This is a genomic window from Staphylococcus pseudintermedius (assembly GCF_001792775.2).
In the GTDB taxonomy this organism is placed as follows: domain Bacteria; phylum Bacillota; class Bacilli; order Staphylococcales; family Staphylococcaceae; genus Staphylococcus; species Staphylococcus pseudintermedius.
In genome coordinates this window covers 164,321-180,497 of record NZ_MLGE02000004.1, presented here as the reverse complement: position 1 = coordinate 180,497, position 16,177 = coordinate 164,321, and the positions used below count along the sequence as shown (strand labels likewise).

At 37.9% G+C, this 16,177-nt stretch carries 16 protein-coding genes; 14 read left to right on the top strand and 2 right to left on the bottom strand.

What is annotated here, in order from left to right:
• Window positions 1-18 precede the first annotated feature (18 nt).
• From bshC to BJK46_RS04785, 14 genes are all read left to right on the top strand, one after another.
• A complete protein-coding gene (gene bshC / locus BJK46_RS04850; protein WP_063278835.1) occupies window positions 19-1,632 on the top strand; it encodes a bacillithiol biosynthesis cysteine-adding enzyme BshC in 1,614 nt (537 codons plus the stop codon).
• A gap of 146 nt (window positions 1,633-1,778) precedes the next feature.
• Window positions 1,779-2,210 (top strand): division/cell wall cluster transcriptional repressor MraZ, encoded by a 432-nt coding sequence (gene mraZ, locus BJK46_RS04845; RefSeq protein WP_014614186.1) that lies wholly within the window; start codon window positions 1,779-1,781, stop codon window positions 2,208-2,210.
• A 17-nt stretch (window positions 2,211-2,227) separates the two neighbouring features.
• Window positions 2,228-3,163, top strand: a complete 936-nt coding sequence (gene rsmH, locus BJK46_RS04840; RefSeq protein ID WP_014614185.1) for a 16S rRNA (cytosine(1402)-N(4))-methyltransferase RsmH — start codon at window positions 2,228-2,230, stop codon at window positions 3,161-3,163.
• 18 nt (window positions 3,164-3,181) lie between these two features.
• Window positions 3,182-3,568: a cell division protein FtsL gene (ftsL, locus tag BJK46_RS04835; protein ID WP_014614184.1), complete on the top strand. Its 387-nt coding sequence runs from the start codon at window positions 3,182-3,184 to the stop codon at window positions 3,566-3,568.
• The gene (locus BJK46_RS04830; RefSeq protein WP_014614183.1) at window positions 3,549-5,702 is read left to right on the top strand and encodes a penicillin-binding protein; all 2,154 of its coding nucleotides are present in this window, start codon (window positions 3,549-3,551) and stop codon (window positions 5,700-5,702) included. The genes ftsL and BJK46_RS04830 overlap by 20 nt, the downstream gene beginning before the upstream one ends.
• Before the next feature lie 199 nt (window positions 5,703-5,901).
• A complete protein-coding gene (mraY, locus tag BJK46_RS04825) occupies window positions 5,902-6,867 on the top strand; it encodes a phospho-N-acetylmuramoyl-pentapeptide-transferase (RefSeq protein WP_015728992.1) in 966 nt (321 codons plus the stop codon).
• Window positions 6,868-8,217: a UDP-N-acetylmuramoyl-L-alanine--D-glutamate ligase gene (gene murD, locus BJK46_RS04820; protein WP_015728993.1), complete on the top strand. Its 1,350-nt coding sequence runs from the start codon at window positions 6,868-6,870 to the stop codon at window positions 8,215-8,217.
• A gap of 15 nt (window positions 8,218-8,232) precedes the next feature.
• Window positions 8,233-9,123, top strand: coding sequence for a cell division protein FtsQ/DivIB (locus tag BJK46_RS04815; protein ID WP_014614179.1), 891 nt, complete (start codon window positions 8,233-8,235; stop codon window positions 9,121-9,123).
• A 215-nt stretch (window positions 9,124-9,338) separates the two neighbouring features.
• Window positions 9,339-10,739 carry a cell division protein FtsA gene (gene ftsA / locus BJK46_RS04810; RefSeq protein ID WP_037543248.1) on the top strand — a complete coding sequence of 467 codons (1,401 nt, stop codon included), beginning with the start codon at window positions 9,339-9,341 and terminating at the stop codon, window positions 10,737-10,739.
• A gap of 29 nt (window positions 10,740-10,768) precedes the next feature.
• Window positions 10,769-11,941, top strand: coding sequence for a cell division protein FtsZ (ftsZ, locus tag BJK46_RS04805; RefSeq protein WP_014614177.1), 1,173 nt, complete (start codon window positions 10,769-10,771; stop codon window positions 11,939-11,941).
• A gap of 153 nt (window positions 11,942-12,094) precedes the next feature.
• Window positions 12,095-12,907, top strand: coding sequence for a peptidoglycan editing factor PgeF (pgeF, locus tag BJK46_RS04800; RefSeq protein WP_099987016.1), 813 nt, complete (start codon window positions 12,095-12,097; stop codon window positions 12,905-12,907).
• Window positions 12,908-13,582, top strand: coding sequence for a YggS family pyridoxal phosphate-dependent enzyme (locus BJK46_RS04795; protein WP_014614175.1), 675 nt, complete (start codon window positions 12,908-12,910; stop codon window positions 13,580-13,582). It abuts the gene before it with no gap.
• Window positions 13,583-13,587: 5 nt separating this feature from the next.
• Complete coding sequence (locus BJK46_RS04790) at window positions 13,588-14,148, top strand: cell division protein SepF (protein WP_014614174.1); 561 nt, start codon at window positions 13,588-13,590, stop codon at window positions 14,146-14,148.
• 11 nt (window positions 14,149-14,159) lie between these two features.
• Entirely contained in the window at window positions 14,160-14,453 is a 294-nt protein-coding gene (locus BJK46_RS04785) for a YggT family protein (protein ID WP_014614173.1), read from the top strand.
• A 231-nt stretch (window positions 14,454-14,684) separates the two neighbouring features.
• On the opposite strand, the gene rbsD is transcribed toward BJK46_RS04785, so the two are convergent.
• Window positions 14,685-15,089: a D-ribose pyranase gene (gene rbsD / locus BJK46_RS04780; RefSeq protein WP_063278833.1), complete on the bottom strand. Its 405-nt coding sequence runs from the start codon at window positions 15,087-15,089 to the stop codon at window positions 14,685-14,687.
• A gap of 18 nt (window positions 15,090-15,107) precedes the next feature.
• The gene (rbsU, locus tag BJK46_RS04775) at window positions 15,108-15,989 is read right to left on the bottom strand and encodes a ribose/proton symporter RbsU (RefSeq protein WP_014614171.1); all 882 of its coding nucleotides are present in this window, start codon (window positions 15,987-15,989) and stop codon (window positions 15,108-15,110) included.
• Window positions 15,990-16,177 lie beyond the last annotated feature (188 nt).

Below are 16,177 nucleotides of genomic sequence, written 5' to 3'. Positions count from 1 at the left end.
GTTTAAGGAGAAATGAGCATGGATTGTTTAAATATTACAGTCAATGAGTCGGATCAATTTATAAACCGTTTAAAACAACAAGATGAAAATATATTGCAATTTTTTGATTATGATCCGGTTGAAGAGGAAAGTTATGCACGCCGTATGCAACAACCTAACAATGGTAGAGAACATGAAATGGCGAAAGTTGTGCGCGCGTATATGGCGGATTTAAACCTTTCTGAAGCCCAACAACGTGCACTCGATGCTTTAGAAAATGGCGCGAAAGTCGTCGTAGGTGGTCAACAAGCAGGGTTGTTTACTGGTCCACTTTATACTTTCCATAAAATTATTTCTATCATCGTTAAGGCCAACGAACTGGAATCTACATATGAGACGCCTGTCGTTCCAGTCTTTTGGATTGCAGGTGAGGACCACGACTTTGATGAAGTCAATCATACGTATGTGATGCAACAACGAACTGGGACGCTGAAAAAAGTGAAATATCACACGATGGCACCACCAGAGTCCAATGTGTCCCGCTATGACCCTGATAAAGCGGCATTGAAACAAGCATTGACTGATTATTTTGCAGCATTACCTGAAACACCGCATTCGAAAGTATTGTATCAACAAATTGCTCATTTTATCGATCAAGCAGACAATTGGACATCGTTATTCAAACAAATCGTACATGAATGTTTTAGTCAGTCAGGCTTATTATTGATTGATGCCCAATTTGAAGCGTTACGTGAAATAGAAGTGCCGTTGTTCAAACAAATCATTCAACATCACGAGCAGATTGACAACGCTTTTCGAACGCAACAACAACGTACAGGTGCTGCTGGGTTAACACCAATGATTCAAACCGATACAAATGTCCACTTGTTCATGCATGAAGATGGGCAACGTCAGTTATTAAAGTATGAAGATGGTGTCTATCGTTTAAGTAAATCGGATGTCACGTTCAGTCAAGCAGCGTTATTACAAAAAATTGAAGCGACACCAACAGATTTTTCTAACAATGTGGTCACGCGTCCGCTTACCGAAGAATGGTTGTTTAACACTGTTGCATTTATCGGTGGACCGAGTGAAATTAAATACTGGGCAGAGTTGCAAACGGTCTTTCATGAAATGGGCATTGAAATGCCGATTGTATTGCCGCGCTTACGTTTCACATATGTGACACCTAAAATCGAAAAATTGTTAGCTTCATATGACCTTGATTTAGCAGATATGATTGCGAATGGTACGGAAGCAGCACGTCAACGTTTTGTACGTGCTCAAGCTTCTGAAGAGGTGCTTGTGGATATGCAACAAATGCTCGACCAGCAACATGCCTTTTATGAGCGTTTGCAAGCACAGTTAAATGATTCGGAAGATCAGCGCAAGTTACTGAAGAAGAATCATCAAATCCAAACCCATCAATATGAATATTTACAGTCACGTTACCTTAAAAATATTGAGCGTGAAAATGAAATTAGTATGCGACACTTCCATTTATTGTCACAAACGTTACATCCGATGGGGGGATTGCAAGAACGTATCTGGAACCCACTCCAATTATTAAATGAATTTGGGATGGAGATGTACACGTCCTCCACTTTCCCTCCACTTCGTTACTCTTTTGATCAATATGTCATTAAAACATGATAATATCAACGGTTTGAGAACCCTTCTTAATATGAGCAGGGTTCTTTTTTTGTGTCTATTTTGATAAATATTGGAGATTTTTACAGAATTAGTGGAGGATAGTGGTGAGATGTGGTAAATTAGAATAAAGGTGAGGTGATAATAGAATGTTCATGGGTGAATACGAAAATAAACTCGATGCTAAAGGCCGTATGATAGTACCATCAAAATTTCGTTATGACTTAAATGAACGTTTTATTCTCACAAGAGGCCTTGATAAATGTTTATTTGGTTACACACTTGAAGAATGGCAAACGATTGAGGAGAAAATGAAATCCTTACCTTTAACTAAACGTGATGCACGTAAGTTTGTGCGCATGTTCTTCTCAGGTGCTATCGAAGTGGAAATCGATAAACAAGGGAGAATTAACATCCCAGCTAAATTAAGAGAGTACGCACATCTTGACAAAGAATGTACGGTGATTGGTGTGTCAAATCGAATTGAGATTTGGGATCGCAACACTTGGAATGATTTCTATGATGAATCTGAAGAGAGCTTTGAAGAGATTGCAGAAGACTTAATTGATTTTGATTTTTAAAAAACGGAGGGTTCGCGGTGTTTCATCACATTAGCGTGTTATTAAAAGAAACTGTAGACCAACTGAATATTAAAGAAGATGGCGTCTATGTTGATTGCACGTTAGGTGGCGCAGGACATTCGCAATATCTTCTGAATCAATTATCGGATGAAGGTCGATTGATTGCGATTGATCAAGATATGACGGCAATCAATCATGCTAAAGAAAAATTGCAACAAGATTTACATAAAGTCACGTTTGTACATAACAACTTTAGAAATTTAGCTAATATTTTAGCTGAATTAAACATAGACAAAGTGGACGGCATTTTATATGACTTAGGTGTTTCGAGCCCGCAACTGGATGTACCAGAACGAGGGTTTAGTTACCAACATAATGCCAAGTTAGACATGAGAATGGATCAAACGCAACCTCTTTCCGCCTACGAAGTTGTCAATACGTGGTCTTATGAAACACTCGTAAAAATCTTTTTTCGATATGGGGAAGAAAAATTTTCGAAACAAATCGCACGAAAAATTGAAGCAAGACGACAGCAACAACCGATTGAAACCACTTTTGATCTAGTGGCGTGTATTAAGGAAGGGATTCCAGCAAAAGCACGACGTAAAGGTGGTCATCCTGCGAAACGTGTATTTCAAGCGATTCGTATTGCAGTGAATGATGAACTTGCTGCATTTGAAGATTCATTAGAACAAGCGATTGACCATGTGAAAGTGAACGGACGAATTTCTGTTATCACCTTCCATTCATTAGAAGATCGTTTATGTAAGCAAATGTTTCAAGAGTATGAAAAAGGGCCAGACGTCCCAAGAGGATTACCCGTACTTCCAGAAGCGTACACACCTAAATTGAAACGTGTGAACCGAAAACCAATCGTAGCGGATGCGACAGACTTAGAAGACAATCATCGTGCGAGAAGTGCAAAACTTCGAGTAGCCGAAATATTAAAATAGAGGGGCGAAAAAGAGACTATGGCTGTAGAAAGAATATATGATACCTATCAACCGCAAGTCGAACCACAGAGAAAACAATCGACACAAAAACAAACTATCAAGAAGCAAGTTGTTGTCAAATTAACACGATTTGAAAAGATGTTATACATAACGCTAGTTACGATTATTGCTGTCATCAGTATCTATATGCTATCTTTAAAAATGGATGCATATGATACGAGAGGGAAAATTGCAGATTTAGATCAAAAAATAGAAAAGCAAACAAGTCAAAATAGCGCATTAAAGTCTGAAACAATGGAAAATTCATCGTACAAACGCATTTATAAAAAGGCTGAAGATCAAGGGATGAGCTTGAAGAACGACAATGTAAAGGTAGTGCGTAAAGATGGCGAAACGAAAAATTAAAATTAAAAAAAATAAGCTAGGAGCAGTCCTCCTGATGGGTGTTTTCGGGCTGCTCTTTTTTCTTTTGGTTTTAAGATATGGCTATGTCATGTTGACAGGACACTCGTCAGGAGAAGACTTGATCGCCAAAGCAAATGAAAAATATTTATCTCATTTAGATGAAGATGCTGAACGAGGTAAGATTTATGACCGTAACGGTAAAGTTTTGGCAGAAGACGTGGACCGTTTCCGTTTGGCTGCAGTTATTGATCCACAAGCAAGTAAAGATTCAGACAAACCACGTCACGTTGTGGATAAGAAAAAAACAGCTAAAGTTCTCGCTAAAATTATCGATATGCCTGAAAAGGACATCGAGAAGCGTCTCAACACGAAAAAGGCATTCCAAGTCGAGTTCGGCCGATCGGGTCAAAATCTGACTTATCAAGATAAAGAAAAAATTGAAAAAGCGAATTTACCTGGGATTACACTTTATCCAGAAGTGAAGCGCTTTTATCCAAATGGTAAGTTCGCCTCACACTTGATTGGGATGGCACAAAAAGATCCCGATAGCGGCAAATTAAAAGGGGCTTTAGGCGTTGAAAAGATTTTCGACAGTTATCTTAAAGGTAAAGCCGGCCATACTTCATTTACAAAAGATATTTGGGGTTACATTATTCCGAATTCGAAAAATGAAGTCGCACCGCAACGTGGCGATGATGTGCATTTAACGATTGATTCTAATATTCAAGTCTTTGTGGAAGAAGCATTAGATAAAATGGTTGAGCATTATGAACCAAAAGACATCTTCGCCGTTGTCATGGATGCGAAAACAGGTGAAATCTTAGCTTATAGTCAGCGTCCAACATTCAATCCAGATACAGGTGAAGATTTTGGTAAAAAATGGGCGAATGATTTATATCAAAATACGTATGAACCAGGTTCGACATTCAAAAGTTTTGGTTTAGCCGCAGCGATTCAAGAAGGGGAATTTAAACCAGACCGTAAATATCAATCGGGTTACAGAGATATTCAAGGGTCACGTATTTATGACTGGAATAAAAAAGGTTGGGGCGAAATTGATATGAGTCTCGGCTTCACGTATTCATCTAATACTTTGATGATGCGCCTTCAAGACCTTGTCGGTGCAGACAAAATGAAGTCTTGGTATGAAAAGTTCGGTTTTGGCAAGTCAACGCGAAGTTTGTTTGATGGTGAACAATCCGGCAATATTGCCTGGGAAAATGAATTGATGCAAAAAACATCTGCGTTCGGTCAATCGACAACAGTCACGCCGGCACAAATGTTGCAAGCGCAATCGGCATTTTTCAATAAAGGCGAAATGTTACGCCCATACTTCGTCCAATCCATTGTAAATCCTGTGACTAAAAACACATATTATAAAGGTGAACGCGAAGTTACGGGCAAACCGATTAAAAACGATACAGCGAAGAAAGTGAACAAACAATTGGATGAAGTGGTGAACAGTGAAGATAGCCATGCGAAAAACTATCGTGTAGACGGATATCGTATTGGTGGTAAAACAGGTACTGCACAGGTGGCTGACCCTGAAAATGGCGGCTATGTGAAAGGACCTAATCCATATTTTGTGAGCTTTATGGGGCATGCGCCAAGTAAAAATCCGCGTGTTGTTGTTTATGCAGGGATGAGCTTAGCGCAAAAGAACGATCAAGAAGCATACGAAATGGGTGTCAGCAAAGCATTTAATCCGATTATGAAAAACACTTTACAATATTTAAATGTCGGCGATAATGAAGTAGATGACAGCAAAACGAAGATCAGCAATGTTCCAGATGTTGAAAATCGTAGTGTACAACGTGCTGAAGATGAGATTAGAGGTAAAAAACTCAACCCAATTGTCATTGGTAATGGTAAAAAAGTTGTGAGTCAATCGCCGTCATCAAATGGTCGATTATTGCCAAATAGTAATGTCCTCTTGTTAACTGAAGGTGATTTAACAATGCCAGATATGACAGGATGGACAAGAGATGATATTGTCGCCTTCCAATCATTGACAGATATCAAAATTGATGTCAAAGGCAGTGGTTTTGTGAAGTCGCAATCGAAAACACCACAGTCAGCGATAGATAAAAACACTAAACTTGAAGTAACATTAGATTCCCAAAAAACAGAATAGGCAACGTGATAAACAGACACTGTGCGAAAGGCTATCACGGCATGTTGATGTTTATGACGATGCGTAAGTTGAAAAGAACGGCCATGAATGCAATCACTTCAGTCGACTTATACGAATACGCGCATTGAAGTGATCGCATCATGTTTAGAATGACTAAGAATGTGAGCAAAAGAAGAGAAGATAAGATAAGGAGAATATTATGGGATTGATTAGCGCAATTATCGCATTTGTTATTACAGCAGTTTTAGTACCGATTTTGATTCCAACATTAAAAAGGATGAAATTTGGTCAGAGCATTCGTGAAGAAGGTCCGCAAAGTCATATGAAAAAAACAGGTACACCAACGATGGGTGGGTTAACATTTTTAATTGGTGCAATTGTTACAACGATAATCGCAAGTATTTTTGTAGAACCAGCAAGTCCATTGCTGCTACTACTCTTTGTCACAATTGGTTTTGGTTTAATTGGCTTTATTGATGACTATATTATTGTAGTGAAGAAAAACAACCAAGGGCTTACAAGTAAGCAGAAATTTTTAGCGCAAATCGCAATCGCAGTCATTTTCTTTATTGTCGCTAAAGGTTTTAACGCGTTTAATTTCTCTACAGATATTCATATTCCGTTTACAGATGTGAGTATCCCGTTATCATTTGCTTATGTAATTTTTATCGTATTCTGGCAAGTTGGTTTTTCTAATGCAGTTAATTTAACAGACGGTCTTGATGGTTTAGCGACAGGGTTATCTATTATTGGTTTTACGATGTATGCCATTATGAGTTTTGCGCTTGAACAACCAGCAATTGGCGTATTTTGTATTATCATGGTCGCAGCTTTAGCCGGCTTTCTTCCATATAATATTAACCCAGCGAAAGTGTTCATGGGGGATACAGGAAGTTTAGCGCTAGGGGGTATTTTCGCTACAATTTCAATTATGTTAAACCAAGAAATATCTTTGTTATTCATCGGTCTCGTTTTCGTACTAGAAACATTGTCAGTGATGATTCAAGTGACATCATTCAAGTTAACAGGAAAGCGTGTCTTTAAGATGAGTCCATTACATCATCATTTCGAATTAGTCGGTTGGAGTGAATGGAAAGTTGTGACTGTATTCTGGTCAGTAGGATTAATTACTGGTTTAATCGGTTTATGGATGGGAGTGAATTAATTGATACATTATACAGGGCTTAGAGGTAAAAAAGTACTCGTTATCGGTATGGCGAAAAGTGGTTATGAAGCAGCGAAATTGTTACATCGTATAGGCGCTGAGGTGACGGTGAACGATGGCAATGATTTATCAAACGATGCTCACGCGAAAGATTTAGAGGACTTAGGCATTAGTGTCGTCAGTGGTGCACATCCGCTTGCGTTATTAGATGAGGCACCGATCATTTTCAAAAACCCAGGTATTCCATATACAGTACCTATTATTCAAGAAGCACAAAAACAAGGATTGAAAATTTTAACAGAAGTAGAATTAAGTTATTTAATTTCTGAAGCACCAATTATAGGCATTACTGGGACAAATGGTAAAACGACAGTAACGTCATTAATCGGTGACATGTTTAACAAAAGCCGTGAAAATGGCCGTTTGTCGGGAAATATTGGTTTCGTTGCATCAAAAGTCGCACAAGAAGTGAAGACAGATGAGTATTTAGTGACGGAATTGTCTTCGTTCCAATTGCTCGGTATTGAACATTATCGTCCGCACATCGCGATCATCACAAATCTTTATTCAGCGCATTTAGATTACCATGAAAATCTTGAAAACTATCAAAATGCGAAAAAACGTATTTTTGAAAATCAAACTGAGAGCGACTATTTAATTTTCAATGATAAACAAAGACACCTCATTGATACATCGAAAATTCGAGCTAAAATTTTATACTTTTCTACGCAACATCGTGTAGACGGTATTTATGTTGAAAAAGAGTATATTGTTTATAACGGTGTACGTCTCATTCATTTAGATGATATCGTATTACCAGGTGAACACAACTTAGAAAACATTTTAGCAGCAGTCATGGCGGCGATTTTAGCAGGGGTGTCCATTAGTGCTATCGTCCAATCGTTGTCTACGTTTTCAGGCATTGCACATCGTCTGCAATACATTGGCAATAACAAAACGAATAAATACTACAACGATTCTAAAGCAACGAATACATTAGCGACACAATTTGCGTTAAGTTCATTCAAGCAACCTGTCATTTGGTTATGTGGTGGTTTAGACCGTGGAAATGGTTTTGACGAACTGATTCCGTATATGAACAATGTGCGCGTAATGGTGACGTTTGGTGAAACACAAGATAAATTTGTGAAGCTAGGAGAGAGTCAAGGAAAGTATGTCATTCGAGCAAAAGATGTGACAGATGCTGTAGCTAAAGTCCAAGTTGTCATCGAACCGAATGATGTTGTATTATTATCCCCTGCTTGTGCAAGTTGGGATCAATATGACACCTTTGAACAACGTGGAGAACGTTTTATTGAAGCTTTCAGAGCACATTTGCCATCACATTAAAGGATGTGACGATTGATGACAAAAGAAATACCCAAGATTAATAACGAATATTTAAAAGAAAAGAGAAAAAAGCAACGTATTCAGCAACGTCGTGTTCAACGTATGATTGTCGGGATACTCGTTGTCATTGTTTTATTGATCCTGGTTTATATGTTTACACCTATCAGTCACATTAAAAGTGCTGACATTAAAGGGAACCATTATGTGTCTAAGCAAGATATCTTGAAAGAGCTGGATATTCAAAACCATCCACGCATTTACGCCTATAGTTCTGATGATGCTGAGACACGTTTGAAACAAAACGAATTGATTGATGAAGTGACGATTGAAAAAGGACTGTTCAATCCGATCGAGGTCAACGTGAAAGAACATACTATCATCGCAATCACGACAGAAAAGTCACGTGTGGTCCCAATGATTGAAAATGGCAAAGTGTTAAAAGATTATAAACAGGAAGTACCGAATGAAGCACCTTACATTGAAGGGTTTAAAGGTGCTGAAAAACGCAATCTCATTGATGCTTTACAAAAAATGGATCGAACGACGCGGGCACAAATTTCAGAAATTGTGAGTGCACCACAAAAAGATCAACCCCATTTAATTAAACTGTTCATGCGTGATGGGATTGAAGTCGTTGGGAATACAAACACCATTGCTGAAAAGTTGAAATACTATCCAAGTATGTCACAAGCTTTAGAAAAAGATGAAACAGGCAAATTGAAAAAATCTGGTTTTATAGATTTATCAGTTGGTGCGACATTTATTCCTTATGACAATGTGAACAACGGACAAACAAGTTCGGCGAGCGCCAAAGAAGTTCAAAGTGGTACAGCGAGTGAAGACAAAGCTAAAGATGATTTACAAAAGGCTTTGAACAAGATTAAAGATGAAGAATCATCGGAATAGCAAAGTTGAGGCTCAAAAATATTTTGTTATCATAATGATTTTGAGCCGCCATCTACCTTGTAAATAGATGATTGCGCGTTACAAAAAGATTACATTAATATATAAATGTGATAAAAAGTTGAAATTCCACTGTGTTTATAGTTCACATTGATAGTGTGTTATTGTAAACTTAAAATAGCTTAATTATGTAAAGAAATGTCAGGAGGTGCCTATCTATGGAAGAGCATTATTATGTTAGTGTAGATATCGGCTCATCAAGCGTGAAAGCGATTGTTGGTGAAAAATTTCATAACGGAATTAATGTGATAGGTACAGGGCAGACCTATACAAATGGAATCAAGAATGGTTTGATTGATGATTTCGACCTTGCTAAACAGGCCATTAAAGATACGATAAAGAAAGCTTCAATCGCTTCAAGTGTGGATATTAAAGAAGTATTTTTAAAGCTACCAATCATTAGTACTGAAGTTTTTGATGAAACAAATAAAATCGAATTTCATCAAGATACAGAAATTAACGGCACACATATTGAAGAGGTGCTTGAAGGAATTCGTGAAAAAAATACGGAACCTGAAACGGAAGTCATTGATACATTCCCGATTCGCTTTATCGTGGATGACAACAATGAAGTTTCAGATCCAAAAGAGCTTGTCGCGCGTCACTCTTTACAAGTGGATGCGGGCGTCATTGCGATTAATCAATCGATTTTAATTAATATGATTAAATGCGTAGAAGCTTGTGGTGTGGATGTATTAGACGTTTATTCTGATGCATTGAATTACCGTTCCGCATTAACTGCAACTGAAAGAGAACTTGGTGCATGTGTGATTGATATCGGTGAAGATTTAACTCAGATTGCGTTTTATGAACGCGGAGAACTCGTCGATGCGGATGTCGTTTTCATGGCAGGGCGTCATATCACAGAAGATATTGCTCAATTTTTAAATACTACATATGATACAGCAGAAAAGATTAAGCAACAATACGGACATGCATTTTATGATTCAGCTTCAGACCAAGATGTGTTTACTGTAAACCAACTTGACTCTGATGAACCTGCACAATTTACACAAAAAGAGCTGAGTGATGTCATTGAAGCACGTGTTGAAGACATTCTCATTAAAGTATTCGATGTTTTACAAGAGTTAGGTTTAACGAAAGTCAATGGTGGATTTGTAGTGACAGGTGGTTCTGCTAACTTACTTGGTGTGAAAGAATTACTTCTCGATATGGTGAATGAAAAAGTACGCATTCATACACCTTCACAAATGGGAGTAAGAAAACCAGAATTTTCTTCAGCAATTTCCACAATTTCTAGTAGTATTGCTTTCGATGAGCTATTGGATTATGTTACAATTAGTAATCATGATAATGAAGAAATTGAAGAAGAAATCATTGAAAGCGATTCAAAACGACAAGAACATAAATCAAGTGGTTTTGAGTCATTCTTCAAGAAAAAACCAAAAAAACAACAATCACAAGACACGGCAAATTCTGAATTTGTCGACGATGATACTTCGGAAGAGGTATATGAAGACATTGATGGACATGAACACGGAGAACCTAAACAAGAAGAAAGTAAGTTCAAGAAGATTATGAAATCACTGTTTGATTGATTGGCTACAAAGATTAGGAGGAAATTTAAATGTTAGAATTTGAACAAGGATTTAATCATTTAGCGACACTTAAAGTCATCGGTGTCGGTGGTGGCGGTAATAATGCTGTTAACCGAATGATTGACCACGGTATGAACAATGTTGAATTTATTGCAATTAACACAGATGGACAAGCTTTAAACTTATCTAAAGCAGAATCTAAAATCCAAATTGGTGAAAAGTTAACACGTGGATTAGGTGCAGGTGCGAACCCTGAAATTGGTAAGAAAGCTGCAGAAGAATCACGTGAACAAATTGAAGATGCGATCCAAGGTGCAGACATGGTATTCGTAACTGCTGGTATGGGTGGCGGTACTGGTACAGGTGCAGCACCTGTTGTAGCCAAAATCGCTAAAGAGATGGGCGCTTTAACAGTGGGTGTTGTGACACGTCCATTCAGTTTCGAAGGTCGTAAACGTCAAACACAAGCTGCTGCGGGTGTTGAAGCAATGAAAGCTGCTGTTGATACATTAATTGTCATTCCTAATGATCGCTTGTTAGATATTGTAGACAAATCTACACCAATGATGGAAGCATTTAAAGAAGCTGACAACGTATTACGTCAAGGTGTACAAGGTATTTCTGATTTAATTGCAGTATCTGGTGAAGTGAACCTCGACTTTGCTGACGTTAAAACAATCATGTCAAACCAAGGTTCTGCATTAATGGGTATCGGTGTATCATCTGGTGAAAACCGTGCAGTTGAAGCGGCTAAAAAAGCCATTTCTTCTCCTTTACTTGAAACATCAATCGTAGGTGCACAAGGTGTGTTAATGAACATTACTGGTGGCGAATCATTATCTTTATTCGAAGCACAAGAAGCTGCTGACATCGTACAAGACGCTGCAGATGAAGATGTGAACATGATCTTTGGTACAGTCATTAACCCAGAATTACAAGATGAAATTGTTGTTACTGTGATCGCAACAGGTTTTGAAGATAAGCCTTCATCACAAGCCCGTAAACAAGGTCACTCTGGCTTCGGTGCAAGTGCTACACCAACAAGCTCAAAAGAATCTAGCTTCGGTGGTGGGCACACTGGTCAAACTTCAACACAAGATAAAGAAGTTGAAAGTGGACGTAGCCATACGACAGCGGACGACGATATTCCAAGCTTTATTCGTAACAGAGAAGAAAGACGCTCAAGAAGAACACGTCGTTAATCGTGTGATATGTTGAAATATAAAGTACACCTATCAACAGGATAAAGTGTGATATTTATCTTACATAGGATGTCAAGAACTGCTAGGACAATTGTCACTTCATCAATGTCCTAGCAGTTTTTAATAGATAAAAGTAAAAAAGGAGGGATGAAGATGGAATTATTTACGAAAAAGGGACATCATTTATCTTACCAGCCGAGTTTAGTACAAGGTGTTCAAATTGGCATCACGACAAGAGGTGATGGCGTGAGTGCATATCCAAATGCAGCATTCAACATGGCAAGATATATTGATGATAAGCCGGAAAATATTACCCATCATCAGGAAGTATTGGCACAAGAAATCGGTATTCCGAGAGCGCAATGGGTCTTTCCAATACAGACACACGAAGCAAATGTCGTAGAAGTGACTCAAGCGGATCGTGGTAAAAATATCGATGCACTTTCGAAAGACACACTTTATGGTATCGATGCGATGTTCACATATGATGAGGATACGATGTTGACGATGTGTTATGCAGACTGTGTGCCGATTTACTTTTATAGCCCTTCTCATCACTTTATTGCTTTGGCACATGCAGGTTGGCGGGGCACTGTCGCAACTATTGTACATCGTGTATTAGACCAATTTCCTTATGATTACAACGACTTATACGTGGTTATTGGTCCAGCAACATCAGATAGTTATGAAATTAATGATGATATTTTCAAACAATTTCAGCAACTGCCGATTGACAGTGCAGCTTATATTGAAACGCGTGATGAAGACCGTCATGGAATTGATTTGAAATATGCGAACCAACTATTGTTAGAACAATACGGCGTGCCACGTGACCATATTTATCGTACAGAATATGCAACTTCCGAAGACTTGGATTTATTTTTCTCGTATCGTTTAGAAAAAGGAAAAACGGGAAGAATGTTAGCATTTATTTCTCAATCATTGAATGAAAGTGGAGATGATTAAATGTCAGTGAAGACAAACTTAGCAGAAATAGAGCACACCATAACTGAAAATGTGACTTTTCGTGAGGACCCAACAAGACCTCACGTGATTGCTGTCACAAAATATGTTACAATAAACCGAGCGAAAGAAGCTTATGAAGCAGGCATTCGTCATTTTGGTGAGAACCGCATCGAAGGTTTTTTAGAGAAAAAAGCAGCTTTACCAGACGATGTCCACATGCATTTTATTGGTTCTTTGCAGTCACGTAAAGTGAAAGAAGTCATTAATGATATTGACTATTTACATGCATTAGACCGTCAAAGTTTGGCCAAAGAAATTAGTAAACGCGCAGAACATGAAATCAAATGTTTTGTCCAAGTGAACGTTTCTGGTGAAGCATCTAAACATGGCATTGCTTTAGAAGAGGTTATCCCCTTCATTGAAAAGTTAGTGGACTATGACCATATTCGTGTTGTAGGTCTGATGACGATGGCACCATACACAGATAATGAAGCTGAATTAGAAGACATTTTTGAAAAACTTAAAAATAAACGCGATGAAGTCCAATCATTGAACCTTACATATGCACCTTGTACAGAGCTTTCGATGGGTATGAGTAATGATTATCATATTGCCACGAAAAAGGGTGCCACATTTGTTAGAATTGGAACGCGTCTTGTAGGAAAAGAGGAGTGAATCCATTGGCTATAAAAGATTTGTTCAACAATTTTTTCACAATTGAAGAAGAGGAAGATGAAGATTTCATTCAAGAAGAAGAACGCCGTCGTGAACGTGAGCAACAGCAAGTGCAACAACAAGCGAACAAACAACAATCTGAGCGTCCAAGAGCAGTCCAATCCGTACCCAAACGTCAAGCTTCACGTTCCAAATCTTCTCAAAATGATAAACAGTTGCAAGTTGCCCAAAAACAAGAGCAAGGGAATGTGGTGAATATGAGCCCAACACAAGATACTTATCAAAATGGGAGTTCTAAAATGTGTTTATTTGAACCACGTGTATTTTCTGATACACAAGACATTGCAGATGAATTGAAAAATCGTCGTGCCACACTTGTGAATCTTCAACGTATTGATCAAGTTTCTGCAAAACGTATTATCGACTTTTTAAGTGGTACCGTTTATGCGATTGGTGGCGATATTCAACGTGTTGGTGCAGATATTTTCTTATGTACACCAGACAATGTCGAAGTTGCGGGTAGTATTACCGATCATATCGAATCTATGGAAAATCATTATAAATAAGGGAGTATGCTATGAACATCGAGTTATTAACATCCATCCTTGAATTTCTACTGTTTATTGTTAAAGCTTACACATTTGGAATGATTATTTACATTTTTATGTCGTGGTTACCAGGTGCAAGAGAAAGCGCAGTTGGAAGATGGATGTCAAAAATTTATGAGCCATTTTTAGAACCATTTCGACGTATCATTCCGCCATTAGGTCTAGTTGATATTTCACCGATTGTAGCCTTTTTAGTGCTCAATTTGTTTGAACGTGGACTTGTAGCCATTTTTAATCTTATTTTGCATCAAATCTATTCATAAAATACAATATGATCAAAAGACTGTTCAGACGTGATGACGACGTGTTTGAACAGTCTATTTTTTATTTGGGTGGTGATGTTAAGAAATAGGCATCAAGTTTAATACGATATAATCAGCAGTGATCTAATGCTTAAGCGCATAAAATCAACAGCAACTGTCCCCCCTCAACAAAAAGGCCCCTCCATAACGCAATCATCACGAACGCGTTGGAAGGGCTTATTTTAGATTGATTTAAAATGTCACGTCAGATTCTAAAATAATATTAGAAAACGGAGTGATTTCACCAGTGCGAATATTACCTTTATTCAATGGGTGACTTAAATATGATTTCATTTCTGAGTGTGGAATAAACGCAATCTCGACATCTTGATCAATCAATGCTTTAATTTGTTTCAATTGTGTCGGGTTATGTGTTTTAATTTCTTCGGCGATATAAATTTTTTGGATTTTTAATTCTTCTAACACTGTTGCTAATACATCGATAAAGAGCGGTAATGCTTTTGTTACAGCTAAATCGATTCTTCTGTCATCATTAGGAATTGGCATCCCTGCATCATTGACGGTCAACAAGTCGAAGTGACCCATTGTTGCAATAACTTGAGAAACGTGGCTGTTAAGTAAAGCTGCTTTTTTCATTCTCTTCACCTCTGGATATTATTTAATAAATACAGTGACTGTTGCGGCTGCTAAAATCAAAATTAAACCAATGATTGTGATAAACATTTCTTTTGAAGTTTTACGCTGATTCAAGAAATAAATACCTGTTAGCGTAGCTAAAACAACTGAAGTTTGAGATAAGATGAAACCTGTTGCTAAACCATTCATATCAGGTTGTGCTGAGATTAAATATGTCAATGCTGCGAAAGCAAAGAAGAAACCAGAAATGATTTGCAACCATGTAACTTTCTTGTTGAATGGATTGTCTTTTTTCATTGTCATTAAACCATAAATGATGGCCGACAATACCATTCCAATGGCTTGTGGTAAAAATGCTACTTTACCACCAATGTCTGTCGCTTGTGGTGCAGCAGAGTAAAGCCAATATCCAATTTCACCGATTAATAGGATAAGGACTGCTTTTCTCAAGTTACTACTTTTTGTTTCTTGTGCATCTTCACTCCAAACTGTCATCCATGCGCCAATTAAAATCACGATTAATGCGGCAAAACCAATCAGTTTATTTGTAACACCTGGCCAGTTACCTAATGCGAATACACCCCAAAGTGATGCACCGAGTAATTGGAAAGCTGTTGTGATAGGCATTGCACGAGAAGACCCGATATATTCAAATGCTTTGAAAGTCATAATTTGACCAAAACACCAGCCAGCTCCTGAGAGTAAGGCGAAAAACAAATCTAGTCCTGTTGGGAATTGACGCCCTGAAAATATAAAAAAGGCAATTGCGAAAATCAGTGTCCCAACAGTAGCGCCGATAATCTGATTGACTGGTTTACCTCCAAATTTTGATGCGATTGTAGGAAAAAGACCCCAACCAATGAGCGGTCCTAAGCCAATTAATAGTGCGACCATGTTCATTACTTACACTCCTCTATTTCTATTAAACATTTTGTCTTTCATTAACAAGTCCACGTTTTAAAATATACCATTTCTATATGAATATATAAACTAACATTTACTAAAATTCAAAACTATTATTTGGGAAATTTAAGGATTGAAACAAACTTGTCACACATGTCGGCTAAGAAGAGGGATTTGGGTAATAG

Excerpts from the sequence above, each read along its gene's own strand:
- bshC (WP_063278835.1), top strand. The coding sequence starts at position 19 with ATGGATTGTTTAAATATTACAGTCAATGAGTCGGATCAATTTATAAAC.
- mraZ (WP_014614186.1), top strand. The coding sequence starts at position 1,779 with ATGTTCATGGGTGAATACGAAAATAAACTCGATGCTAAAGGCCGTATG.
- ftsL (WP_014614184.1), top strand. The coding sequence starts at position 3,182 with ATGGCTGTAGAAAGAATATATGATACCTATCAACCGCAAGTCGAACCA.
- BJK46_RS04830 (WP_014614183.1), top strand. The coding sequence starts at position 3,549 with ATGGCGAAACGAAAAATTAAAATTAAAAAAAATAAGCTAGGAGCAGTC.
- mraY (WP_015728992.1), top strand. The coding sequence starts at position 5,902 with ATGGGATTGATTAGCGCAATTATCGCATTTGTTATTACAGCAGTTTTA.
- BJK46_RS04815 (WP_014614179.1), top strand. The coding sequence starts at position 8,233 with ATGACAAAAGAAATACCCAAGATTAATAACGAATATTTAAAAGAAAAG.
- ftsA (WP_037543248.1), top strand. The coding sequence starts at position 9,339 with ATGGAAGAGCATTATTATGTTAGTGTAGATATCGGCTCATCAAGCGTG.
- ftsZ (WP_014614177.1), top strand. The coding sequence starts at position 10,769 with ATGTTAGAATTTGAACAAGGATTTAATCATTTAGCGACACTTAAAGTC.
- pgeF (WP_099987016.1), top strand. The coding sequence starts at position 12,095 with ATGGAATTATTTACGAAAAAGGGACATCATTTATCTTACCAGCCGAGT.
- BJK46_RS04795 (WP_014614175.1), top strand. The coding sequence starts at position 12,908 with ATGTCAGTGAAGACAAACTTAGCAGAAATAGAGCACACCATAACTGAA.
- BJK46_RS04785 (WP_014614173.1), top strand. The coding sequence starts at position 14,160 with ATGAACATCGAGTTATTAACATCCATCCTTGAATTTCTACTGTTTATT.
- rbsD (WP_063278833.1), bottom strand. The coding sequence starts at position 15,089 with ATGAAAAAAGCAGCTTTACTTAACAGCCACGTTTCTCAAGTTATTGCA.
- rbsU (WP_014614171.1), bottom strand. The coding sequence starts at position 15,989 with ATGAACATGGTCGCACTATTAATTGGCTTAGGACCGCTCATTGGTTGG.